Genomic DNA, 21,840 nt, shown 5'->3' on the forward strand with positions numbered 1-21,840 from the left:
GCACATCCTCAGCCGTCGAACCGCCCCGGCGCGAACGGCTCCGCCCCCGCCGGACAGCGCCCCGACACCAGATGCTCCGTCAGCAGCCGGGCCGTGCCGGGCGCCAGGGGCATGCCGTCGATGCCGAAGCCGGTGAGCAGCCACAGCCCCGGTGCGCCGAGCGCCGGGCCGACGATGGGCAGGCCGTCCGGGGACATCGGGCGCACCCCCGACCACGCCGCCCGCACCGGTGTCTTGGCCAGCACCGGGGCGTGCCGGGCGGCTGCCGCCGCGATCAGTTGCACCGCCTCCGCGCCGTCCCGTACGTCGTCGGGCTGGAGCGCCGGGCCGCTGCTGGAGCCGAGCACCACCTCCCCGCTGGGCAGCGGCTGGAGGGAGAAGACCACCTGGGTGGCCGTGGTCGCGGGGCCGGCGACATCGGTCAGCAACGGCGGGCCGCTCCGCTTCAGGCCGACCGGGCCGTGCCAGGTGGACTGCATGAGCGTGTGACGGAACACGGTGTCCGTGACCGGCGCGGTGCGCACCAGCCAGCCGCGCGCGCCGAAGACCGGTACGTCGCTCCCGGCCTGCTGGGCCAGGCTCCGCGCCCACGGCCCCGCCGCGAGCACCACCGCCCCCGCGGCCAGTGGACCAGTGTCCGTGACCACGCCGGTGATCCGGTCGCCGTCCGTTGTCAGGCCCCGGACCGGTGTGTGCGTGCGGATCTCGGCGCCCGCGCGGGCGGCCCGCCCGGCCATGGCCACGGCGGCCAGCACCGGGTGCAGGGCGTGCGCCCCCTCGACCGCCACCGCGCCCGCGAGGTCGGGTGCGAGGCCGGGTTCCAGGTCGCGCAGCTCGTCCGGACCGATCTCGTGCGTCGGGAAGCCCGCGTCGGACAGTCCCTGACCGTGGCCGCGGGCCCGGACCAGGTCCTCCTCGTCGCTCGCGACCAGCAGATAGCCGTGTGGACGGAACCGGAAGGACACCTCGCTCTCGCGCGCGGTCTCCTCGTAGAAGGCGATGGCCTCGGCGAACAGCGCGCCGCAGGCCGGCACCGGGCTCGGCAGCAGACCGCCCTGGTTGCGGCCGGTTGCCCCGCCCGCCAGGGCGCCGCGCTCCAGGAGCAGCACGCTCAGCCCCTGCCCGGCCAGCCGCTCGGCGGCGGCACAGCCCGCGATACCGCCGCCGACCACGATCACGTCATGTGCCATGGGAACCGCTTCCTTCCAACGGGCGGGTGGAGGTGGGGGAGGATCGCCACACGGAGTCGCGGGCGATCCTCCCCAGGAGCCGGCGGACGGTGTGCTCGATCTCCTCGACCCGCTCCGCGCGCAGCGCGTCCGGCTTCTCGGTCCGGCTGGAGGCGTACGCCGGGTACAGGCCGTTGGCCGCCAGGTCGTCGCACACCGCCCTTACCCGGCGCAGGAGTTGGGCCGCGACCTCGGTAGGCGAGCAGGGCGCGCGCAGGGTCAGGAAATAGGTGTCGAACAGAGTCGCTCGGACGTCGCGCGGCAGAGGCCTGCTCTGGCTCGCCGACGACTGGAGCAGCGAGGGCGCGTCGGGCACCAGCTTGAGGGCGATGCCCTCGTGCACGGCCTCGTTGAGCGCGCACTCCTCTATCAGGGTGTCGGCCCGACCCTCCCAGGCGGCGGGCAGCCGGCCCCGCAACACGGTCCGTACGGGGCCGTAGTCGCGGGCCCAGGCACCGCTGAACGCGGGGTGGTGCAGGGCCATGCTCGGGCGGATGACCCGGTGGTACACGTCCCGGGTGCAGGACGCCGTGTACAGCAGCATCGCCGAGTAGCCGCGCACCAGCCGGGCTGCCGAGTCCACCTCGTCCGGCGGCGCCGGGGCGGTCCCCGCGGCCCGCCGTCCCAGCTCCTGCCACAGCATGAAGGTGAGCTGGTGGCCGGTGATCCACCGGAACCAGAACAACTGCTCGGCGGAGTCCGCCGGCCCTGGGCCGGCCGAGGACCTCGCCCCCGTGTCCGGACCCGGACCGAGCAACTCCGCGTACCGCCGGATCAGTTGACCGTCACCGCTGCTGTGCACCGGGTCGGTCGGCAGCACCAGGGGTTCGAGCCCGTAGGCGCGGCCGCCGAACTCGGTGACGCCTGCCTCCAGCAGCCCGGCGGTAGAGGTGCCGTCCAGCGCGCTCACCGTCCCTCGGCCTCCGCCGGTATGTGGGTGAACTCGTACTCGAGCCCATTGACGTCGTAGGCGTAGAAGCTGCTCACCCCGTCGGAGTCCACGACGATCTCCGTCGGGGGCTCCGGGCAGGCGAACACATAGCGTCCGGAGGCGTACAGCCGTTGCCAGTGGTCCCGCCATCGCCGTAGTTCCTCCGCCGTCGCGGCGGTCAGGCACACGTGCTGGAACTGGAATGTGTCCGGATGCGGGCGGGTGTAGGAGGCGGAGCGGGTGAACACATGGAAGCGGGTGCCGGCGGCGACCACCTCGGTGAGCCGGGTGATGCCGGGCAGCCGGTCGCGAGTCAGGTCAGAGAAGGTGTCGATGGACCAGGCGGCGGTGCCGCCGAAGAACTCGGTGTACCACGCGACACAGTTGTCGAGGTCGGCCGTTTCGACCGCCAGGTGGTGCAGTCCGGCCTGTAGGGCGGTGCCGGGCGGTGACGTGACGTCTACGGGGAGGGACACGGGTTCGGGAATCCTTTCGAGTGGTTCATCGCGCGATGGCGTACGCCTGTCCGCCACGCGGTGACGCGGCGGCGCGCAGCAGTCCGTCGCCCGGCTCGACACCCACGGCGCACACTTTGCCCAGCGACCAGTCCGGGACGGACACCAGGTCATGCCCGCGCCGGGCGAGGCCGGCCGCGGCCTCGTCGGAGCGGCGGCTCTCGATCCGTACGGCGAGGGGCCGGTGGGTGCGGGGCGTGAACGAGGACGGGACGTGCTCGGAATGGAAGGCGAGGGTCTCGACGGCCTGTTGGAGGTCGAGCCCGAAGTCGGTGTGGGCCAGGAAGAAGCCCAGCGTCCACTGGTCCTGCTGGTCCCCGCCCGGTGTACCGAACGCCAGCCGCGCCCGGCCCTCCCGTACGACGAGAGTCGGACTCAGCGTCGTACGGGGCCGTTTGCCCGGTGCCAGGGAGTTGGGGTGACCCTCCTCCAGCCACGCCATCTGGCCCCGGGTGCCCAGGGGGAAGCCGAGCCCCGGCACTACCGGGGAACTCTTCAGCCAGCCGCCGCTGGGCGTCGCGGCGACCATGTTGCCGTGCCGATCGGTGACCGTCAGACAACAGGTGTCGCCGCGTGCCTCGGTTGCCGCCACGACCGGGGCGACGACGGTGGGCAGCCCGTCGTACAACTGCCCCTGCCAGTACGGCCCTCCGGGTGGGTCCGCCCGGTCCAGGGGCGGGATCCACGGTGTCCTGCCGTCCGGGGCACCGGGCCGCAGGCGGTCGGAGGCGTGGTCGCCGAGCAGGCGTCGGCGGTCGTCGGCGTAGGCGTCGGAGAGCAGGGTGGGCAGCGGTACGTCGGTGAAGTCCGGGTCGCCGTACCAGGCTTCGCGGTCCGCGTAGGCGAGTTTGGCGCACTCGATGACGGTGTGCAGGTGCTGGGCGCCGTCCAGGTCCATGGCCGTGAGGTCGAAGCCCTCCAGCAGGGCGAGTTGTTGGAGGAAGACCGGGCCCTGCGACCAGGGGCCCGGCTTGTGCACCTCCAGGCCCCGGTAGGCGCGGCTGACGGTATCCTCCGTGCGCGGCTCCCAACGGGCGAGGTCGTCGCCGGTGAGGAGTCCCCGGTGGCGGCGGCCGGTGGCGTCCAGGACGTCGGTGCGCAGGTGCGCGTCGACGGCCTCGGCGACGAAACCGCCGTAGAACGCCTGGTGGGCGGCGCGTAGCTGCTGTTCGCGGCCGGGTCCTGCGGCCTCGGCCTCCTTGAGGATCCGCCGGTAGGTTTCGGCCAGCGCCGGGTTGCGCAGCCGGGAGCCGGGGCGGGGCGGGGCGCCGTCGACCAGGTAGGTACGGCCGGACTCCGGCCACTGGTCGCGGAACAACTCGGCCAGGACGCCGATGGCCTCGGCGGCCTTGGGCAGGACCGGGTAACCGTCCGCCGCGTAGCCGACGGCGTACCGGAGGACCTGCGCGAGGCGCAGGGTGCCGTGTTGCTCCAGCAGCTTCAGCCAGGCCCCGAACGCGCCGGGGACGGTGGCCGGGAGCAGCCCGGAGCCGGGGATCCGGGGTAGGCCCAGGGCTCGGAACGCCTCCGCTGTCGCCGCCAGGGGCATCGGGCCCTGCCCGCAGATCACCTGGGCGCGCCCCGAAGCCGCGTCGAAGAAGAGGATCGGGACGTCACCGGCGGGCCCGTTCAGATGGGGTTCGACCACCTGGAGGACGAAGCCGGTCGCGGCGGCGGCGTCGAAGGCGTTGCCGCCCGCCTCCAGGGTCGCCATGCCCGCCGCCGATGCCAGCCAGTGCGTCGAGGAGACCGCGCCGAAGGTGCCCCGCAGCTCGGGACGCGTCGTCACGACCGCGCCTCAGGCCGAGGCGGCGGGCGTCGGCAGGTCGCTCAGGCTCGCCGCGATCTGCTCGTCCGTGACCGTCGGGTTCTTCAACGTCCCGGCGAGGAAGGAGTCGAAGGCGGCCAGGTCGAAGTTGCCGTGCCCGGAGATGTTGAACAGCACGACCCGCTCCTCGCCCGCCTCCCGCGCGGCCAGCGCCTCGATGAGCGCCGCCTTGAGCCCGTGGGAGGACTCGGGGGCGATGACGAAGCCCTCGCTGCGCGCGAACTGGATCGCCGCGTCGAAGATTTCGGTCTGTGCGAAGGCCCGAGCCTCCACCAGCCCGTGCTCCTTCAGCAGGCACAGACTGGGCGCGTCGCCGTGGTAGCGCAGGCCACCGGCATGGATCGAGCCGGGGATGAACTCGTGGCCCAGGGTGTGCATGTACAGCGGCGGGGTCAGGCCGGCGGTGTCCGGGTAGTCGTAGGCCAGCTTGCCCCGGGTGAGGGTGGGGCATGCCTCCGGTTCGGCGGCGACGAACCGGGTCCGGGGGCGCTCGCCGCTGAGCCGGTCCTGGAGGAACGGGTAGGCGAGACCGGCGTAGTTGGAGCCGCCGCCGACGCAGCCGATCACGACGTCGGGGTACTCGCCCATGATCTCCATCTGCTTCTTGGCCTCCAGACCGATCACGGTCTGGTGCAGCAGCACGTTGTTCATGATGGAGCCCAGCGCGAACTTGGTGTCGTCCCGGCTCAACGCGTCTGCCACGGCCTCGCTGATGGCGATGCCGATGCTGCCGGGTGACTCCGGGTCCTTGTCGAGGATCTGGCGCCCGGCCTCGGTGCGCTGCGTGGGCGAGGCGAAGACCTGGGCGCCCCAGCTCTGCATCAGCGACTTGCGGTACGGCTTCTGCTCGAAGGACGCGCGGACCATGTAGACGTTGACTTCCAGCCCGAACAGCGCGCCGGCGAACGACAGCGCCGATCCCCACTGCCCCGCCCCGGTCTCCGTCGTCAGCCTCCGCACACCTTCCTCGGCGGCGAAGTACGCCTGGACGACGGCTGTGTTCGGCTTGTGGGAGCCCGAGGGGGACACACCCTCGAACTTGAAGTAGATGTGCGCCGGGGTGTCGAGCGCGCGCTCCAGCCGCTCGGCGCGGACCAGCGGGGAGGGCCGCCAGATCTTGTAGACGTCCCGCACCCGCTCCGGGATCTCCACCCAGCGGTCCTGGGTGAACTCGTGCTCGATGACCTTCTGCGGGAGCAGGTCGGCCAGATCGCCGGGTTGCAGGGGGGCCATCGTCACCGGGTTGAGCGGGCCGGGCAGCGGTGCGGGCAGATCGGGGAGGATGTTGTACCAGCGGTCGGGCAGATCGGTCTCGGAAAGCAGGACTCGCTTCAACACCGGTGGTTCCCTTCGAGAGCCGGGCCATTCCTTATGCAGAATCGTAGAAGGGGAGAAAGTCGGCCAGCCTCGCCTTTTCTGCTTGTTCGACGGAAACGGGCTCCGCAGATCGGACTAGGCCGAAAGAGGCACGACTCCCACGGGGCGGACATGCAGACTGGCGCGGGAAGGTCGCCGGACGCGAGGTGGAGGCAAGGCATGGCCGCAGCTGACGAGGAGGCCGTACGTGAACTGGAGAATCGCCGTTTCCGCGCGATCGTGGACGGTGACCTCGCCGAGTTCAGGGATCTTGCTCATCCCGATCTCGTCTACACACATTCGAGCGGAACCCTGGACACGCTCGATTCGTTCGTCGAGAAATGCGAAAGCGCTTATTTCGTTTACCACCGCATCGATCACGTCACGGACAGCGTCACCGTGGTCGGCGACACAGCCGTGGTAATCGGCGATATGAGCGTGGACATGACGGCAGGGGGAATACGGAGGGAATTGGCCAACCGCTCGCTGGGGGTGTGGGTCCGGGTCGAGGAGAAGTGGAAGGTGCTGGCCCATCAGGCCACGGCGAAGCGGTAGGGGCGAGGCGGGACGGGAGGCGGTGGGGTGCCGCGCCCCGGGCGAGGGTCGCGGGGACCACCGAGCCGCCGGACCTTGCCCGGATCGACGTGAACCTCGCGGCCAGGCCCGTCTGCCGGTTCCTGGCCGGCGTCGGCCTGCGCGCTGGCCTGCGCCGACGCAGAGGCGCCGTACCGCACGAGGGTGTAGCGCAGGCCGGTCGGCTGACGGCGGGGCCACGGCCCGCTGGTGGGAGCGGAGGTAAATCTGATGGGCATCTGTGCGGAATGAGCCGTTTCTGTCACTCTGGAAGCCAGGGCGAGCAGGTGCTCGACAACCCGACAGACCGGGGAATCGACGGGGGACGACGGATGCCAGGCTTTTTGGGGGACTTACCGACTTTCTGGGCCTTCGCGCTGGTCTGGGTGGGCGGCTTCACGCTGTTCATGGCGTACTCGCTGCTCCGCCTCCGCCACGTGCTGCGGCGCGACCGTCGGCACGTCGGACGCTTCTTCGAGACGGGCGCCGCCAAGCCCGTTCTCGCCATGTATCACCTTGAGGGAGAACGGGCCGCCACGCAGGCCGGGATGCTGCTGCTCTCCCCAGTGCCCCGCCCCGCCCGCGGCCGGCGCCGGTCGGTCAGGAAGACCCAGCCGGAGACGCATCCTCTGCTGGAGTCTCTGCGGGCGGCCGTTGACGACGCCGGGGAGAACGGCACTCTGGAGGAGGTGACAGCCTCGCCCCGCTTCCCGGCTTTCCGCTCCGAGTTGCGGCTCACGGCACGGCGTACCCTCCCCACTCGCCGGTGGGGCGACGTGCCCGGCGCGAGGGAAGGGTGGGCCGCGGTGTGCGGTCTGGCCGCCGTCCTTGTCCTGGGCATCGGCTTCTACACCAGCGAGCCGGACGCGGACGGGTTCTGGTTCATGATCGCTCTGGCCGTGCATGTGCCGGTGGCGGCCTGGCTCGCGAAGGCGGACGGGCTTCAAGGACCGGAGCGGTGGCCCGAGTTCGACGTGCTGTGCGCACGCTGCATTGCCGACGCCGGGGTGCGCGTCCCGGAGGCGCCGCGGGTCGCCGGTACGGGTTCCGCCCGCGCCTCCGGCTGGGCCACCGACGGCGGTGTCGGCGCGTCCAGTTCGTGCGGCGGCGGCTGCGGTGGTGGCTGCGGCGGTGGTGTGTGAGCCGGTCACGGCGTACCTTCCGCGCTACGCTCCGCGCTCGCCGGTGGGTGTCGCGTGTGCCGGCCGAAGCGCATGACCTGGGCGCCGGCCGTACACGGTCGCCCAGGCTGTACGACCCATGACGGCACCCTGTGCGGGACCTCGATCGTCACGGCGCCCCGCGCGAGGGTGCTCGCGTGAGCGACGACCAACGCGGAGCGGGCCGCGGCCGCCGCAGAGCTCGGATGCCCCACCCGGGAACCGGGCCGCTGCGACGGATGCGGACGGGGTGTCCAGGGCCGCCACACCCAGCAGCGTGGCCGGCCAGCAGCGTGGCCGGCGGGGCCGTGGTGAATCCCAGCTCCGCGGCCGCCCGGGAAATTTTCTCCAGCAGCGAAGGCATTTTGTCGGGGGTCCAGTCGACGACGTAGAAGGTCAGTTTCGCCACGTCGTGGAAGGAACCGCCGGCCTCGGCCAGGGCGGTGCCGATGTTGCCAACCAAGGCGTTTCGGTCTCTTGTGGTTACCCGGGAACTGTAAGAGAGCGGCCGCTGACGTGGAAGAACGCACTTTTCAGTGACCGGGCAACCCCATGCTCACCCAAGACCTGCGCATGCTTGAGCGCAACGGCCTGGTCGAGAGAAACGTGCACCCCACCGTCCCCCCGTAGGGAATGTGCGACTGGACGCACCGCCACTTCGGGCACATCGAGACCGCCCGCCACCGCTTCGACGGCTGACGGCTGATCACGATTTACCGCTGTAGTTCTACCTGCCCCCGCCCCTGCTGGAGGCCGGAGCGGCTGGTCGAGTCGCACGGCGTTCGGGGTGCTGGAGTGACCGGCTCGGCGCAGCATGGACGTATGAGCGCCGCCAATCCGGACCCCGATCCCGACTCCACCCCCGGTCTCGAACCCGGCGGAGGTGTGCCGCCCGGCGAGACTCCTCCGGCGGAGGGCAGCACGTCCGAGGCGGGGCCCAGGCACGCTCCGCCGAAAGGCTGGGCCGCGGGCCCCCTGATCGCGATCGGGATCGTCGTCGTTCTCATAGCCGGATTCTTCGTGGCGTACGCCGTGCTCCTGGACGTATAAACGTATAGGGGACACGTGACGACGAGGACCGCAAGCTGATCGCGAAGCGGCGCGGTGAGCACATGGGCACGAGCCCGTCGCAGCACAGCCGGGTGCACCGAGATCCGAGCGCGGCCCGACTCTCGAAGCCTCCGACAGGAGGCCACCTCTCTCCCCTCACAGCCTCGTTGACGGATCGAACGCGCCAAGCTGCCTTCTTGGGACCACTCGGGGGCCGGTCGGCCGGCCCTTCGCGGTGGCCGTGATCAGTGTGAGCGGGGGGCCCGGTCATTGGCGTACACCTTTCGCCCCGCGACGACTCTTCGACGTGGCGCCGGCGGGTAGACGCCGGAGATCACGAGGCCAGTGCCGCGAAGTTCCACGGATGGCCTAGTGTTCGGGAGGCTGTAGGTCTTCATATCGAGCAAGGATGTGCGTTGTGGCTGGTGAAAACGTTACGGGGCGTCTGGTGGCCCTGCTGTCCGGTGGTGGCGACGATTTCGCCGCGAACTGGGTGGTGGAGGTATCCGGCTCCCTGGGTGGGCGTGTCAGCCGCAGCGAGGTCGAACAGGAACTGCGTGAGCTGTACACCGCTCTGCTGGACGCCCTGGGCCACGGGACCCTGGACGCGCACGGCGAAGCGTTCGGCGAGGTGCGCGCGCTCCTCACCGAGCTGTCCCGCAACCGGGCCCGCCAGGGCTTCACCCCGTCGGAGACGGCGATCAGCATCCTCGCGCTGAAGACCGTCCTGGAGCCGGCGCTCGCCGACGGCGACAGCGAGGATCTGCGTGCCTACCTCCAGTTGTCCCGTCTTCTGGACAGCCTGGGGCTGTTCACGATCGAGACCTACACACAGGCGCGCGAGGAACTGATCAGCGCCCAGGCCGAGCAGCTGCTGGAGCTGTCCACCCCCGTGGTCAAGCTCTGGGACGGCGTGATCGGCGTTCCGCTGGTGGGCACCCTGGACTCGGCGCGCACGATGGTCGTGATGGAGAAGATGCTCCAGGCCCTCATCGACACGGGCTCCGAGCAGGCCATCATCGACATCACAGGTGTCCCGGCGGTGGACACCGAGGTCGCCCAGCACCTGCTGAAGACGGTCGTCGCCGCCCGGCTGATGGGCGCGGAGTGCACCATCTCCGGTATCCGGCCCCAGATCGCGCAGACCATCGTCGCCCTGGGCATCGACTTCGGCGACATCACCACCAAGGCCACGCTCGCGGACGCCCTGCGGCACGCGCTGCGCCGCTCGGGCACCACCCTGTCCGCCGGCGGGAAGAACGGGCTGGGCCGATGAGCGAGCGGGTGCCGGTCCTGCGCATCGGCCAGGTTCTGCTGGTGTCGATCCAGACCGACCTGGACGACCACGCCGTCATGCTGTTGCAGGACGATCTGGCCGCGAAGGTCGTGGAGACCGGGGCGCACGGTGTGGTGATCGACATCACCGCGGTGGAGATCGTCGACTCCTTCGTCGGCCGGATGCTGTCCACCATCGCCTCCATCTCGCGCATGCTGGACGCGGAGACCGTCGTGGTGGGCATGAGACCGGCCGTGGCGATCACGCTGGTCGAGCTGGGTCTGTCGCTGGGGGGTGTGACCACCGCGCTGACCCTGGAGAAGGGGCTGCGCGCGCTGGAACGTTCCCGGGCTCTTCTGGACTCCGGGCCCGACACCGGCTTTGACGGCGCCGCGGTGGCCGACGACGGGACGTCAGATCCCGGCCAGGCCCCGCGGTGACCGAGCAGCAGCTGTCCATCACCGCCAACGACGGGGTCGTACTGGCTCGCCAGCTCGTCCGTACGCTGGCGCAGGAGTGCCGGCTCTCGCTGGTCGAGCAGACGAAGCTGGTGACGGCCGCGAGCGAACTGGCCCGTAACACCCTGATCTACGGAGGGGGCGGCACCATGACAGCCGCTCTGGTCTCCGAGCGGGGCCGGCGCGGAGTACGCGTCGCCTTCGTGGATCACGGACCCGGCATCGAGGACATCGATCTGGCCCTGACCGACGGCTGGACCTCCGGCAACGGCATGGGCCTCGGGCTGTCGGGCTCCCGACGGCTGGTCGACGACTTCCTCCTGGACAGCACCCCCGGGCAGGGGACCACCGTCACGATCACCAAGTGGGCCAGGTGAGAACCGGCCCCCTCCTCGTGGACTGCGAGGACGTCGCGTGGTTCCGCGACCAGGCCGACGGCGCACGGGGCGCCGCGGCGGCGCTGGGCCGGCGCACCGGACTCGGTGAGCGGCGCACCGCCGAACTGGGCCTCGCCGTCGCGGAGTTGGTCACCAACCTGGCCAAGCACTCCGTCGACGGGTCGCTCCTGCTGCGCGCGGTGCGCACGGCCGACACCGCGGGCGTCGAGGTGGTCGTGGTCGACAGCGGGCCCGGGATGGTGGACGTGCCCGCGGCCCGGCTCGACGGCGTGTCCACCGTCGGCACCCTGGGGATCGGGCTCGGAGCGATCGGGCGGCTCGCGGACGTCTTCGACGTCCACTCCCGGCCCGGCCACGGGACGGTTCAGCTGGCCCGGTTCTGGCCCCACCCCGTGCCCCGCGAACTGAGTGGCCGGGAGCCGGCCGTGGGCGGCCTCACCCGCCCCATCAGCGGCGAACGGGTCTGCGGGGACGCCTGGGCCACCCGTATCGACCCCCACCGCCCGGAGGGCGACACCGGAGAGACCCGGGACCCCGCCCGTACCCCGACCGCACCCGGCGCCGCCCACGCGACCCCCTCCGCCACCAGCTGGGCGGCCCTCACCGGCCTCGCGTCACCGGCGCCCGCCCCCGGCCTCTCCCGCTCCCCGGTCCGACCGCGGGAATCGTCTCGTACGGTGCCCGTGCGCGCCGCGGCCGCGGGCCCCGGCCAGGGCGTCATGGTCATGCTCTGCGACGGGCTGGGTCACGGTCCGATGGCCGCCCTCGCCGGCCAGGCGGCGGTCCAGGCCTTCCGTACGAGTGACAGCCGCCTGCCCGAGCAGGCGATGCGGGACATCCACCGGGCCCTGCGCGGGACACGCGGAGCCGCGGTGGCGGTGGCCCGCATCGAACCGGACAACGGGCGCCTGCTGTTCTGCGGGATCGGCAACATCACCGCGGCCCTGATCACGTCGACCACCCGGAACAATCTGCTGTCCCATCCGGGCATCGTGGGACACCAGACCCACGTGCCCCGCACCTACGAGCACCCGCTGCCCGCCCACGGCGCCCTGGTCATGCACTCCGACGGGCTCACCGAACGCTGGACCCCCGCCGACCTGTCCGGTCTGCTCACCCACCGGGCCACCGTGCTGGCGACCGGACTCATGCGCCAGGCCGGCACGCGCCGCGACGACGCCAGCGTGGTGGTCGCCAAGGAGCTCTGGTGACGTGCCCACCGCCTTGATGACCGTCTCACTCGTGTCCGAACAGGACGTCTTCGCCCTGCGCCGCCAGGCCAAGACCGCCGCGGTCGCCGCCGGCCTGGAACCGCGTGACCAGGTGCGGCTGGCCGCCGCGTTGAGCGAACTGGGCCGCGACCTGTTGCGCCCCGAAACGGCGATGACGGCGTGCTTCCTGCTGGACGAGGCGTCTCTGCGGCTGCGGGTCGATCTCATCTGGGCCGACGACCGGGTCCCCAGTACGGAGTCCCTCGACGCGGTCGGGCGGCTACTGCCCCAGACCCGCTACCACTCCGAGTCGCCGGGCCGCCGCATCGAGGTGAGCTGCGCCCTGCCGGCCTTCGCCGGCCCGAGAGCGTCGGCGAAGGCCGTCCGGGCGGCCCTGCGGGCCGAGGCGCCCGCCGCCGGCCCCCTGGACGACCTGCGGGCGCAGACCGCGGACCTCATGGCCGCCCTGGAGGAGTCCCGGGCCCAGCGCGACGAACTCGCCGGCCTGAACGCGGAACTGGTGGAGACCAACCAGGGCGTGATGGCCCTGTACGCGGAACTGAGCGCCGAACTGGAAGAGACCAACCGGGGAGTGGTCGCCCTCTACGGGGAGGAACACCAACTCGCCCTGACCCTCCAGCGCACCTTCCTGCCGGAACACCTGCCCGATGTCCCCGGCGCGCAGCTGGCGGTACGTTACCTGCCCGCCGCCGCCGAGAAGGAGATCGGCGGCGACTTCTACGAAGCCGTCACCACCCCCGCGGGCCTCCTCCTGGCGGTCGGCGACGTCGTCGGCCACTCCCTCCAGGCCGCGATCGTCATGGGCGAACTACGCCACGCCCTGCGCGCCTACGCCGCCGAGGCCCACCCTCCGCATGTCCTGCTGGAACGCCTGGACCACCTCCTGGGACTCCATCACCGGGGATGGACGGCCACGGTGTGCGTCGTCCTCGTGGAACCCGGCCACGCGCGCATCCACGTCGCCAACGCCGGCCACCTGCCACCGCTGCTGATCTCGCCGGACGGCGAGGCCGCCTTCCTCTCCGACCACGGACCGCTGCTCGGGATCGGCCTCCCGCAGCCCCCCGCCACCGCGCACGACACGGCGTCCGGCAGCCGGCTCCTGATGATCAGCGACGGGCTCATCGAAACCCGCGACACCGACCTGTCCGAGCGGTTGAACGCCCTGCGCCTCGCGGCGCTCGCCGGCCCGACCGACCCCGAAGACCTCTGCGACAGCCTGCTGGCGGCGTTCGGAGCCGAGCAGGAGGACGACACCATCGTCTTCGCGGCCTGCTTGAACACGGCCTGACCTTGAACACGGCCTGACCGCGGGACCGGTCGTGGAGGCTCCTCCCGCAGGCTCGTCCGATTGTGTTCGAGCGGTGAGTGACCGTACACGCGGTGTTGACGGTGTGGAGGGCGGGTGCACATCCTTGGCACGCACCGCCGCTGGTTGTCGAAGTCCGGCCGACCCCCGGGAGGGGATGCCCCATGCGCACGTTACCGACCATGGCTCTCGCAGGCGCGCTGCTCGCTCTCAGCTGCTCGCTCGTCGGGGCCGGCACCGCCGGGGCCGCCGCGAGCGGGCAGCCGGGCACGAGTACGACCCGGGCGGCGGCCAACCGCGTGCTCTGCTACCAGGCGCACATCGCGGGCGTCGGCTGGGAGAGTGCGTACTCCTGCGGCGGAGTGATGGCGGGAACCACGGGTCTGGGCAAGGCCGTTGAAGCGCTGCGCTTCATCACCGTCGGCATGGACGGTCTGTGCGCGCGTGCGCACGTCTCCACGATCGGCTGGCAGACCTGGGTCTGCGTCAGGGACAACGAGACCCTGGAGATCGGCACCACCGGCCAGTCCCTGCCGATCGAGGCCGTCGAGTTCCAGACCCAGGGCGGAAGCGTGGCGGCCAACGCGCACCTGAGCGGGTACGGCTGGCAGGGCTGGGTGGCGGGCGGCCGCATCACGGTCGGCACGACGGGTGCGAACCGGTCGATCGAGGCGATCATGGTCACCCCCTGACCCGGGCGGGCGCCGGGGGAGCAGGCCGGGCAGCCGGGCAGCGGGGTGGGGGTCACGGCGTCAGGGTCTGTCCCCGCATTTGTCCCATGACCGCCTCGACGTAGGCGTGGGCGACGTCTCTCGCCGGGGTGCCTCCCCCAGGGTCCCGACCGAGCTTTTCGAGCGTCTCCGACACCCATCCTGGGCTGACGACGTTCACCCTCACCCCGCGGGGCATCTCGACGGCCGCGGCCCGGACGAACGCCTCCAGTCCGGCGTTGACCAGGGCGCCGAACGAGCCGCCGGGCGTGGGCTCGTGAAAGGTCCCGCTGGTGAGGGTGATGGATCCCCCGTCCCTGACGTGGTCCACCGCCCGGCGGAGCAACGCCACCTGTCCCAGCAGCTTGCCTTTCAGGCCGAGAGTGAACTCGTCGTCCGAAGGCGATACGAGCGGGGTCAGCCGCCCACTGGCCGCGCAGCAGATCACCGCGTCCACCGTGCCGACGGTGGCGAAGAGGCCGTCGATGGAGGCCGGTATCTCCAGGTCGACCCGTGTACTGCCGTCGCGTGAGGCCCGTACCACCTCGTGCTCGGCCGTGAGCGCGTCGGCGACCGCGCGGCCGATGGTGCCGGTCGCCCCGATCAGAATGATCTTCATGCCGGTTCCTTCCGTCCCCGAGCGAGGCGGGCCGGAAGGGGGGCCAACGGGTAGTTGGCCCAGACGTAGGTGTCCATCTGGTGCTGGTCACCGCTGAGATTGTCCACGCGATCGACCCGGCCGTCGGCGTCGAAGTGCCACACCAGCGCCCACATCGTGTCGACCCGGCCCACGCCCCGGGTCGTCCAGCCCCGGTGGATGTCGACGACGTACTCGCCGTCGCCGCCGAGAAACACAGGTTCGGCCCGGAAGCCCGCCTTGCCGAGCTGGTCGAAGAAGCTGACCACTTCGCCGAGTCCGGACTTGGTGCCCGACAGCGGGTGGTGGCCCGGGACGGTCCACTCGATGCCGGGAGCCAGGACCGAGCTCATCGCAGTCACGTCGCCGGCGGCGTAGGCGGAGAAGAACCGGTCGACGGCCTCGACCTTCGGGTCGGGCACGGCTTCACTCGTCATCAGGATGTCCTCCGGCGTGTTCGGTACCGGGCCGTCCCGGTCACGTGATCAACGTTCCCTCCGGCCCGCCGTGGCCGTCCAATACCCGCTTCCATAACCTGGCGGCATGGATGTCGACACCCGCTTGTTGCGGTACTTCGCCACGGTGGTCGAGGAAGGCAACCTCACGCGGGCCGCTCAGCGCCTCTACGTCTCGCAGCCCGCGCTGACGAAACAGATACGGCAGCTGGAAGCCCAGGTGGGAGTGGACCTGTTCGTCCGTTCCCGCGCCGGGATGGCCCCCACCGAGGCCGGTGAGGCTCTGGCCGCCCACGCCGGCACCGTACTGACCGCCTGGGAGAACGCGCTGCGCGCCACCCGGGCCGCCACCACCCGGGCCGCGCGCACGCTCAGGGTCGGCTTCGTGGCCAGCGCCGCCAACGAGCGCACCCCGCTGATCATCGCCGACTTCGCCCGGCGGCGCCCCGGCTGGCGGGTCCGGATGCGGCAGACCGAATGGACCGACCCCACCGCCGGACTGGCCACCGGTGACGTCGACGTGGCGCTGCTGCGCCTGCCGGTGCCCGGGCAGGGCGACTTCGACGTAGAGGTGCTGCTGACCGAGCCGCGCTGGATCGCGCTGCCCGCGGGGCACCGCCTCGCGGGGGAGGACCACATCCGGTTCCGGGACCTGTACGACGAACCGTTCGTGGCGGCTCCCGCCGAGTCCGGGGAGTGGCGCGACCACTGGCTCGCGGCCGACGAGCGCGAGGGGCACCCTGTGCGCGTCGGCGCCGTCGCACACCATCCCGACGAATGGCTCAACGCGATCGCGCACGGCCAGGGCGTCAGCCTCACCCCCGAGGCGACCGCCCGCTTCTACCAGCGCCCGGACATCGTCTACCGGCCCGTCACGGGCGTCAGCCACAGCCGGATCGGTGTCGCCCGACCCCGCACCCAACGGGACGACGCCGTCGACGCCTTCGTCCTCAGCTGCCGTGCCGTGTGCCCGAACGCGATGCCTTCCCGTACCTGACGGCGATCAGAGGTTCGGGGAGGGCGTGCTTGTCCAGGGTCTCGTACGACATGGATGCGCCCGGCCGACGCTGCGACGCTGGCACAGCCGAGAAAGCTGTTGACCAGGGAGCCCGTAGTGATCGATGTGACCGTACCCGACCTGACCGGACGGCTCGCGGTGGTGACCGGCGCGAGCGACGGCATCGGCCTGGCGCTGGCCGGGAAGCTGGCCCGGGCGGGGGCCGAGGTGGTCCTAGCGGTACGGAATCCGGACAAGGGCGCCGCGTCCGCCGAGAAGATCCGGGCGGAAGTGCCGGGTGCCGCGGTCTCCGTCCGCGTCCTCGACCTCGCGTCGCTGGCGTCGGTCGCCGCCTTCGCGGCGCAGCTGAACGAAGTGGGGCGGCCGGTCGACATCCTGGTCAACAACGCCGGCGTGATGGCACCGGCCACGCGCCACACGACGGCGGACGGCTACGAGCTTCAGCTCGGTACGAACCACCTGGGTCACTTCGCGCTCACCGGCCGGATCCTCCCCCTGCTGCGCGCAGGCCGGGCCCGGATCACCACCATCACCAGCAGCGCCGCCCGCTCGGGCAGGATCAACTGGGACGATCTCCAGAGCGAGCGGAAGTATTCGCCGGTGGGCGCCTACGGCCAGTCCAAGCTCGCCAACCTGCTGTTCGCCCTCGAACTGGACCGGCGCGGCGAGGCCGGGGAGTGGGGCATCACCAGCAACGCCGCTCATCCCGGCACCACCGTGACGAACCTGTACGCGTCCGGCCCCAACCTGGGCCGCAGCCGTCCGTCGCCGTACGAGGCCATCATGACCCGGCTGGCCCGCCTCGGCGTCCTCGTCCACGGGGTCGAGCAGGGGGTGCTTCCGGCGGTGTACGCGGCGACCGGGCACGGCGCCCGGCGCGGACGTTTCTACGGCCCCGACGGCTTCGGGCAGTTCACAGGCCGCCCGACCGAGCTGAGCGTCTACAAGGCGGCCCGGTCCGAAGAAGCGGCTGCCCGGCTCTGGGACGTGTCGGAGCGGCTGACCCGGGTCACCTTCGACGCGACCTGACGTGCTCGGCGCCCGCGCGCCGTCGAGGATACTTGCACCATGGACAGGGCCCGACTCGCGACGTTCCTCCGCACCCGGCGCGACACACTGCAACCGGAGGACGTGGGACTGCCCCGGGGGCGGCGCCGGCGGACGGCCGGGCTGCGCCGCGAGGAGGTGGCCGCGCTGTGCGCCGTGTCGGCCGACTACTACAGCCGGCTGGAACAGGAACGAGGACCGCATCCGTCCGAACAGATGCTCACGTCGATCTCCCGAGGCCTGCACCTCTCCGCCGAGGAGCGGGACCATCTGTTCCGGCTCGGCGGCTACGCGACCCCGCGCCGGGCCGGTGGCGGCGACCGTATCGAACCGGGCACTCTGCGCATCCTCGACCGGCTGGCGGACACTCCCGCCCAGGTGGTGACCCTTCTCGGGGAAACGCTCCGGCAGACCGGCCCGGCGGTCGCCCTGCTGGGGGACGAGACGCGCCACACGGGGTTGGCCCGCAGCCTGCACTACCGCTGGTTCACCGACCCGGGGGCCCGGGCAATCCATCCCGAGGACGATCACCCGGCGCACAGCCGCGTCCTCGCGTCGCACCTGCACGCGACCTACGCCAGGGACGGCAAGGGCTCGCGCGCCGCGGTCATCGTCGACGCGCTGCTGCTCGCCAGCACGGAGTTCGCCTCGCTGTGGCGGGAGCATCCGGTGCTGGAGCCGTACTGCGCTCCCAAGCGCATCCTGCATCCGGAGCTCGGGCTGCTGGAACTCCACTGCCAGACCCTGGTGGACCCCGACCAGTCCCAGGCGCTCCAGGTCTATACCGCCGCACCCGGCTCGGAGAGCGACGAGAAGCTGCGCTCGCTGGGCCGATGAGCCGATGAGCCGTCGGGGGTGTCCAGAGCGTCCTGAGTGTCCTCGGCGTCCTCGCGCCCTTGGTGCCCCGAGGTGTACGGCATGACGGCGCCCGCGCCTCAGTCCGCGCGGCCCGTCGCCGCGACCGTCACACCCAGGCCGATCATCGCGAATCCGCCCGCGCCCCCCACCATCGAGAGCCTGCGGTCCGAGCGGGCGAACCAGTCGCGGGCCGCCGAGGCGCCCAGTCCCCAGAGGGTGTCCGTGATCAGGCCGATGGTGATCGGTACCAGCCCCAGCACCAGCATCTGCGCCGGCACCTGGCCGGCCGAGTGGTCCACGAACTGCGGCAGTACGGCCGCGAAGAACACCACGCCCTTCGGGTTGGTGATCCCGACGACAAACCCGTCCGCGACGGTACGCAGATCCCCGTGCGCGGGGCCGACAGGCGCGGACATGGCGGAGGCGCGCATCGACTTCCGGTGCCGGAAGGCCTGAACGCCCAGGATCACGAGGTACGCGGCACCGGCCAGCTTCACGACCAGGAACACCGTCACCGAGCGTTCCACGAGCGCGCCGATCCCCAGCGCGACCGCCACGACCAGGGCGTACGAGCCCATGACGTTACCGAGGACGCTCGCCAGCGCCGCCCGTCGGCCGAGGGCCAGCGCCCGTCCGATCACGAAGAGCACGCTCGGTCCCGGGATCACGATCACCAGCAGGGACATCGCGGCGAAGGCGAGAAAGCGGTCGGTCGACACCATGTCGGGCACCCCCTTGGGCCGACATTCAACCACCCCGCGACCGGGGCGGCCCGGCCCAGGTCAGGGCCCGGCGACCGTCTCGACGCGTCCCGTGGCGACGTCGTACACGAGGCCCGAGACGCGCGCGCTCCCGAGGCGTTCGTCGGCGCGCAGCACCGACACGTCCCGGGCGACCGCGCCGTACGGGTCGTCCACCAGCGTCGTGGCGAGATGGTCCTCGGCGACGTCGAAGTAGGGCGCGAGCAACTCGGGACGATCATCGATCTTCGTGATGCCGCACTGGGTGTGTTGCAGGACGATCAGGTCCCAGTCGCCGGTGATGTCGTCGCCGACCGCCTGTGCGACGTTGCGGAGCATGAACAGCTCATCGAGCGTACGAGGGGTCACGCGTCCGCCGACGTTGCGGATCGCCATGATCTCCCCCGGAGCCGCACCGAGCACCACGGCCGGGTCGACGCGGGCGTCGACGCAGCCGATGACGATGGTCGCGAGTGTGGGCCTCATGCGCAGGCTCGCGTCGTACCCGGATTCGGCGAACTTCTTGTTCCGGCTGGTAAGGGTCTCCACAGTGCCCACGAGGCGCTCCTCAGAGATCTTGAAAGATTCGGATTCCGGCTCCGCGCGCTTCACGCTAACTCCGGGACGGCGTCGTTGCCCGTCGTGGCCGCGCGAGCAGGGCGGGGCCGACTCTCCAGGTCCGCCCGGCGGGGCCGGCCGAGGTCCGGGTGCCGGTCCTGGGGAGGGGCTTACGGCTGTTTGCTCTCCGGTACTTCGGTTGCCCGGTGCGGTGAACGAGCTTACGTTCGCAAGGACGAGTTGATCCCGGTGAATAGTGTCCGGCCGAGCGGCGGCACGCATTCTGAGCTCACTGGAAGGCTTGAAACATGGTCCACGTGAATTCTTCGAAGAAGCTGGACGTCAACGTATTCAATTCACCGCGCAGGCCCGCCGTAGGCGACCGCCCCTTTGAAATGGGGCCGCCGTTCGGGTGGGATCCGACGACGGCGACGCTCATCTACGGTGAGCGTGACGCCGTGCTGGTGGACGCGCTCACGACGGAGGCGGAGGGTGAGGCCCTGGCGCACTGGATCGGTCTGCACGGCAAGAACCTCACGACGGTGTACGTCACTCACGGTCATCCCGATCACTTCTTCGGGCTGCCGCCCGTGCTCGCCCGTTTTCCGGAGGCCCGGGTGATCGCCACGCCGGGCACGATGGAGGTGATCGCGAAGACGCCGCCGGAGCTGATCGAGTTCGGGCGGAAGATGTGGCCCGGTCTGCCCGAGACCATCGTCCTGCCCGAGGTGTACGAGTCGGACACCTTCGCCCTGGAGGGTGAGGAGATCCGCATCATCGAGCAGGGGCGTACCGACGGACTGCACAGCACGTCGCTGCACGTGCCTTCCATCGGCCTGGTGGTAGGTGGTGATGTGCTCTACAACCAGTGCCACATGTTCGTCGGCGAGACGACGCCGGCGAGCCGGGAGAACTGGATCGCGGCGCTCGACCGGCTGGCGGCGCTCGATCCGAAGATCGCGATCGCCGGTCACAAGAAGACCGGTGCCCCCGACACCGCCGAGTGCATCGAGGACTCGAAGCGCTATCTGCGTGACTTCGGCCGTCTCCAGGAGTCCGGCATCTCCGAGCGGGAGCTGTTCGAGGAGATGGACAGGCTCTATCCGCACTGGGACAGCCACCAGTCCTGGCTGATGTTCGGCCTGCCCCTCAAGACCATCCCCGAGGGGGCCGAGTGATGCTCGCGGACCAGGTCCTCGGCGCGTGGCGGCTGGTGTCGTTCACCGCCGAATACACCGAACGCCCGGGGATCATCCATCCCCTCGGCCAGGATGCCGTCGGCATCATCATGTACACCACAGACGGCTACATGTCGGCCCAGATCATGCGGCCGGGCCGCCAGGACTACGACCTGCTCGACAGTGACGGCGGTGATCTCGAACAAGCGGCGGCCGCCGCGACCGGATACCTCGCCTACAGCGGCAGGTACACCGTGGACGAGTCGGCCCAGCAGCTCCATCACCATGTCGAGGTCTCGCTCCTGCCCGCCTGGCTCGACACCCTCCAGATCCGCGAGGCCACCCTCGACGACGATCGACTGACCCTGGCCGCCGACGACCCCTTCCCCGGCGGCGCGGTGCACTCCGTCCTGGTCTGGGAACGGCCCGCTTCCCACCGCCTCTGAGGCGGAGGGGGTGCCGGGGGCGGCGCGGGGGGGTCTGGATTGGTATATCCAAAGCAGAGGTGCTAGCTTGGATGTACCAATTCAGATAGCGAGGCAGGGATTCCCATGACAGCGATCGCCGATTCCGTGGTACTGGTGACGGGTGCGAACGGGGGGATGGGCGGGGAGTTCGTCCGCCAGGCCCTCGCCCGTGGAGCGCGCAAGGTCTACGCCACCGCCAGGAAGCCGAAGATCTGGGACGACGAGCGTGTGGTGCCGCTGGTCCTGGACGTCACCGACTCCGTGTCGGTCGCCGCCGCGGCCGAGGCCGCCGGCGACACCACCATCGTGGTGAACAACGCCGCGATCACGAACACCGACCCGCTGCTCAGCATCGGGTTCGACGACGTGCGGGCGCTGTACGAGACGAACGTGTTCGGTCCGCTCGCTGTCGCGCAGGCGTTCGCGCCGATCCTCAAGTCCCATGGCGGCGGCGCGCTCATCGACATCCACTCGGCCCTCAGCTGGCTGTCCACACCGTCGATCTACCCCTCGACCAAGTCCGCGTTCTGGTCGGTGACCAACGGTCTGCGCCTGGAGCTGGACTCGCAGAAGACCCAGGTGCTGGGCGCCTTCATGGCCTTCATGGACACCCCGCTCATCGCCGAGCTCGACGTACCGAAGTCGGCCCCCGCCGACATGGTCGCGGTCGTCCTTGACGCCCTTGAGGCCGGCGCGCTCGAAGTGATCGCGGACGACATCAGCCATGACGTCAAGCGCAAGCTCTCCGGCCCGCTCGAAGACCTCTATCCCCAACTCACCGCCGAGCACTGAACCACGCACCGGCCGGCCCCACGGCTGCGTCGGGCGCGGACGACTCGGCCTGAATCGCCGCGGAA

Annotated in this window: 24 protein-coding genes and 2 pseudogenes; 16 read left to right on the top strand and 10 right to left on the bottom strand. The window is 71.0% G+C overall.

Going from position 1 to position 21,840, the window contains the following annotated elements; translation table 11 throughout:
- Positions 1 to 8: 8 nt before the first annotated feature.
- The 5 genes from ACIODU_RS04870 to ACIODU_RS04890 are packed head-to-tail and all read right to left on the bottom strand — an operon-like array spanning position 9 to position 5,841.
- Positions 9 to 1,190, bottom strand: coding sequence for an NAD(P)/FAD-dependent oxidoreductase (locus ACIODU_RS04870; protein WP_401763952.1), 1,182 nt, complete (start codon positions 1,188 to 1,190; stop codon positions 9 to 11).
- Entirely contained in the window at positions 1,180 to 2,139 is a 960-nt protein-coding gene (locus ACIODU_RS04875) for an L-tyrosine 3-hydroxylase (protein ID WP_401763955.1), read from the bottom strand. The genes ACIODU_RS04870 and ACIODU_RS04875 overlap by 11 nt, the downstream gene beginning before the upstream one ends.
- Positions 2,136 to 2,636 carry a VOC family protein gene (locus ACIODU_RS04880; RefSeq protein WP_401763958.1) on the bottom strand — a complete coding sequence of 167 codons (501 nt, stop codon included), beginning with the start codon at positions 2,634 to 2,636 and terminating at the stop codon, positions 2,136 to 2,138. The genes ACIODU_RS04875 and ACIODU_RS04880 overlap by 4 nt, the downstream gene beginning before the upstream one ends.
- Before the next feature lie 25 nt (positions 2,637 to 2,661).
- Positions 2,662 to 4,464, bottom strand: a complete 1,803-nt coding sequence (locus ACIODU_RS04885; RefSeq protein WP_401763966.1) for a gamma-glutamyltransferase family protein — start codon at positions 4,462 to 4,464, stop codon at positions 2,662 to 2,664.
- A gap of 9 nt (positions 4,465 to 4,473) precedes the next feature.
- Entirely contained in the window at positions 4,474 to 5,841 is a 1,368-nt protein-coding gene (locus tag ACIODU_RS04890; RefSeq protein WP_356419215.1) for a TrpB-like pyridoxal phosphate-dependent enzyme, read from the bottom strand.
- A 198-nt stretch (positions 5,842 to 6,039) separates the two neighbouring features.
- Here ACIODU_RS04890 and ACIODU_RS04895 point away from each other — a divergent pair, with 198 nt between their 5' ends.
- Positions 6,040 to 6,414, top strand: coding sequence for a nuclear transport factor 2 family protein (locus tag ACIODU_RS04895; protein ID WP_401763969.1), 375 nt, complete (start codon positions 6,040 to 6,042; stop codon positions 6,412 to 6,414).
- A gap of 350 nt (positions 6,415 to 6,764) precedes the next feature.
- Complete coding sequence (locus ACIODU_RS04900; RefSeq protein WP_401763972.1) at positions 6,765 to 7,574, top strand: hypothetical protein; 810 nt, start codon at positions 6,765 to 6,767, stop codon at positions 7,572 to 7,574.
- A gap of 256 nt (positions 7,575 to 7,830) precedes the next feature.
- Here ACIODU_RS04900 and ACIODU_RS04905 read toward each other — a convergent pair.
- A pseudogene (locus ACIODU_RS04905) lies at positions 7,831 to 8,046 on the bottom strand (RidA family protein); the annotation flags it as partial.
- A 98-nt stretch (positions 8,047 to 8,144) separates the two neighbouring features.
- On the opposite strand from ACIODU_RS04905, the pseudogene ACIODU_RS04910 reads away from it, so the two are divergent.
- From ACIODU_RS04910 to ACIODU_RS04945, 8 genes and pseudogenes are all read left to right on the top strand, one after another.
- Positions 8,145 to 8,291: pseudogene (locus tag ACIODU_RS04910) on the top strand (winged helix-turn-helix transcriptional regulator); the annotation flags it as partial.
- 123 nt (positions 8,292 to 8,414) lie between these two features.
- Complete coding sequence (locus ACIODU_RS04915) at positions 8,415 to 8,642, top strand: DUF6480 family protein (RefSeq protein WP_356419204.1); 228 nt, start codon at positions 8,415 to 8,417, stop codon at positions 8,640 to 8,642.
- Between the two features lie 418 nt (positions 8,643 to 9,060).
- Complete coding sequence (locus ACIODU_RS04920) at positions 9,061 to 9,918, top strand: STAS domain-containing protein (protein ID WP_401763976.1); 858 nt, start codon at positions 9,061 to 9,063, stop codon at positions 9,916 to 9,918.
- Positions 9,915 to 10,358 (top strand): STAS domain-containing protein, encoded by a 444-nt coding sequence (locus ACIODU_RS04925; protein WP_401763979.1) that lies wholly within the window; start codon positions 9,915 to 9,917, stop codon positions 10,356 to 10,358. The genes ACIODU_RS04920 and ACIODU_RS04925 overlap by 4 nt, the downstream gene beginning before the upstream one ends.
- On the top strand, positions 10,355 to 10,753 hold the full coding sequence (locus tag ACIODU_RS04930; protein WP_356419196.1) for an anti-sigma regulatory factor: 399 nt from the start codon (positions 10,355 to 10,357) through the stop codon (positions 10,751 to 10,753). The genes ACIODU_RS04925 and ACIODU_RS04930 overlap by 4 nt, the downstream gene beginning before the upstream one ends.
- Positions 10,741 to 11,985, top strand: a complete 1,245-nt coding sequence (locus tag ACIODU_RS04935; RefSeq protein ID WP_401763982.1) for an ATP-binding protein — start codon at positions 10,741 to 10,743, stop codon at positions 11,983 to 11,985. The genes ACIODU_RS04930 and ACIODU_RS04935 overlap by 13 nt, the downstream gene beginning before the upstream one ends.
- Position 11,986: 1 nt before the next feature.
- Positions 11,987 to 13,297, top strand: coding sequence for a PP2C family protein-serine/threonine phosphatase (locus ACIODU_RS04940; RefSeq protein WP_356419191.1), 1,311 nt, complete (start codon positions 11,987 to 11,989; stop codon positions 13,295 to 13,297).
- A gap of 200 nt (positions 13,298 to 13,497) precedes the next feature.
- Positions 13,498 to 14,007 (top strand): hypothetical protein, encoded by a 510-nt coding sequence (locus ACIODU_RS04945; protein ID WP_401763986.1) that lies wholly within the window; start codon positions 13,498 to 13,500, stop codon positions 14,005 to 14,007.
- 52 nt (positions 14,008 to 14,059) lie between these two features.
- Here ACIODU_RS04945 and ACIODU_RS04950 read toward each other — a convergent pair whose 3' ends face one another.
- Together ACIODU_RS04950 and ACIODU_RS04955 are read right to left on the bottom strand one after the other, a co-directional pair.
- On the bottom strand, positions 14,060 to 14,644 hold the full coding sequence (locus ACIODU_RS04950) for a short chain dehydrogenase (protein ID WP_356419185.1): 585 nt from the start codon (positions 14,642 to 14,644) through the stop codon (positions 14,060 to 14,062).
- The gene (locus tag ACIODU_RS04955; RefSeq protein ID WP_401763989.1) at positions 14,641 to 15,099 is read right to left on the bottom strand and encodes a nuclear transport factor 2 family protein; all 459 of its coding nucleotides are present in this window, start codon (positions 15,097 to 15,099) and stop codon (positions 14,641 to 14,643) included. The genes ACIODU_RS04950 and ACIODU_RS04955 overlap by 4 nt, the downstream gene beginning before the upstream one ends.
- A 106-nt stretch (positions 15,100 to 15,205) precedes the next feature.
- Between ACIODU_RS04955 and ACIODU_RS04960 the strand changes: the two genes are divergently transcribed.
- The 3 genes from ACIODU_RS04960 (at position 15,206) to ACIODU_RS04970 (ending at position 18,019) form a co-directional block, all read left to right on the top strand.
- The gene (locus ACIODU_RS04960) at positions 15,206 to 16,114 is read left to right on the top strand and encodes a LysR family transcriptional regulator (protein ID WP_401763992.1); all 909 of its coding nucleotides are present in this window, start codon (positions 15,206 to 15,208) and stop codon (positions 16,112 to 16,114) included.
- Between the two features lie 99 nt (positions 16,115 to 16,213).
- Positions 16,214 to 17,164, top strand: coding sequence for an SDR family oxidoreductase (locus ACIODU_RS04965; protein WP_401763995.1), 951 nt, complete (start codon positions 16,214 to 16,216; stop codon positions 17,162 to 17,164).
- Between the two features lie 39 nt (positions 17,165 to 17,203).
- Entirely contained in the window at positions 17,204 to 18,019 is an 816-nt protein-coding gene (locus tag ACIODU_RS04970; protein ID WP_401763998.1) for a helix-turn-helix transcriptional regulator, read from the top strand.
- 98 nt (positions 18,020 to 18,117) lie between these two features.
- On the opposite strand, the gene ACIODU_RS04975 is transcribed toward ACIODU_RS04970, so the two are convergent.
- Positions 18,118 to 18,762 carry a LysE family translocator gene (locus ACIODU_RS04975; RefSeq protein ID WP_401764001.1) on the bottom strand — a complete coding sequence of 215 codons (645 nt, stop codon included), beginning with the start codon at positions 18,760 to 18,762 and terminating at the stop codon, positions 18,118 to 18,120.
- 60 nt (positions 18,763 to 18,822) lie between these two features.
- Positions 18,823 to 19,338: a carbonic anhydrase gene (locus ACIODU_RS04980; protein ID WP_356419169.1), complete on the bottom strand. Its 516-nt coding sequence runs from the start codon at positions 19,336 to 19,338 to the stop codon at positions 18,823 to 18,825.
- 317 nt (positions 19,339 to 19,655) lie between these two features.
- On the opposite strand from ACIODU_RS04980, the gene ACIODU_RS04985 reads away from it, so the two are divergent.
- The 3 genes from ACIODU_RS04985 to ACIODU_RS04995 all read left to right on the top strand — a co-directional run bounded on the left by ACIODU_RS04985 (position 19,656) and on the right by ACIODU_RS04995 (position 21,775).
- Positions 19,656 to 20,516, top strand: a complete 861-nt coding sequence (locus ACIODU_RS04985) for an MBL fold metallo-hydrolase (protein WP_356419166.1) — start codon at positions 19,656 to 19,658, stop codon at positions 20,514 to 20,516.
- Positions 20,516 to 20,962, top strand: a complete 447-nt coding sequence (locus ACIODU_RS04990; RefSeq protein WP_401764004.1) for a lipocalin-like domain-containing protein — start codon at positions 20,516 to 20,518, stop codon at positions 20,960 to 20,962. The genes ACIODU_RS04985 and ACIODU_RS04990 overlap by 1 nt, the downstream gene beginning before the upstream one ends.
- Positions 20,963 to 21,067: 105 nt before the next feature.
- Entirely contained in the window at positions 21,068 to 21,775 is a 708-nt protein-coding gene (locus ACIODU_RS04995; RefSeq protein ID WP_401764007.1) for an SDR family oxidoreductase, read from the top strand.
- Positions 21,776 to 21,840: the final 65 nt, after the last annotated feature.

It is taken from the genome of Streptomyces sp. NPDC088261 (genome assembly GCF_044740805.1).
GTDB lineage: Bacteria > Actinomycetota > Actinomycetes > Streptomycetales > Streptomycetaceae > Streptomyces.

Coding starts and splice junctions, on each gene's coding strand:
- ACIODU_RS04915 (WP_356419204.1), top strand. CDS start 8,415: ATGAGCGCCGCCAATCCGGACCCCGATCCCGACTCCACCCCCGGTCTC.
- ACIODU_RS04900 (WP_401763972.1), top strand. CDS start 6,765: ATGCCAGGCTTTTTGGGGGACTTACCGACTTTCTGGGCCTTCGCGCTG.
- ACIODU_RS04950 (WP_356419185.1), bottom strand. CDS start 14,644: ATGAAGATCATTCTGATCGGGGCGACCGGCACCATCGGCCGCGCGGTC.
- ACIODU_RS04995 (WP_401764007.1), top strand. CDS start 21,068: ATGACAGCGATCGCCGATTCCGTGGTACTGGTGACGGGTGCGAACGGG.
- ACIODU_RS04945 (WP_401763986.1), top strand. CDS start 13,498: ATGGCTCTCGCAGGCGCGCTGCTCGCTCTCAGCTGCTCGCTCGTCGGG.
- ACIODU_RS04870 (WP_401763952.1), bottom strand. CDS start 1,190: ATGGCACATGACGTGATCGTGGTCGGCGGCGGTATCGCGGGCTGTGCC.
- ACIODU_RS04895 (WP_401763969.1), top strand. CDS start 6,040: ATGGCCGCAGCTGACGAGGAGGCCGTACGTGAACTGGAGAATCGCCGT.
- ACIODU_RS04990 (WP_401764004.1), top strand. CDS start 20,516: ATGCTCGCGGACCAGGTCCTCGGCGCGTGGCGGCTGGTGTCGTTCACC.
- ACIODU_RS04955 (WP_401763989.1), bottom strand. CDS start 15,099: ATGACGAGTGAAGCCGTGCCCGACCCGAAGGTCGAGGCCGTCGACCGG.
- ACIODU_RS04975 (WP_401764001.1), bottom strand. CDS start 18,762: ATGGTGTCGACCGACCGCTTTCTCGCCTTCGCCGCGATGTCCCTGCTG.
- ACIODU_RS04960 (WP_401763992.1), top strand. CDS start 15,206: ATGGATGTCGACACCCGCTTGTTGCGGTACTTCGCCACGGTGGTCGAG.
- ACIODU_RS04925 (WP_401763979.1), top strand. CDS start 9,915: ATGAGCGAGCGGGTGCCGGTCCTGCGCATCGGCCAGGTTCTGCTGGTG.
- ACIODU_RS04970 (WP_401763998.1), top strand. CDS start 17,204: ATGGACAGGGCCCGACTCGCGACGTTCCTCCGCACCCGGCGCGACACA.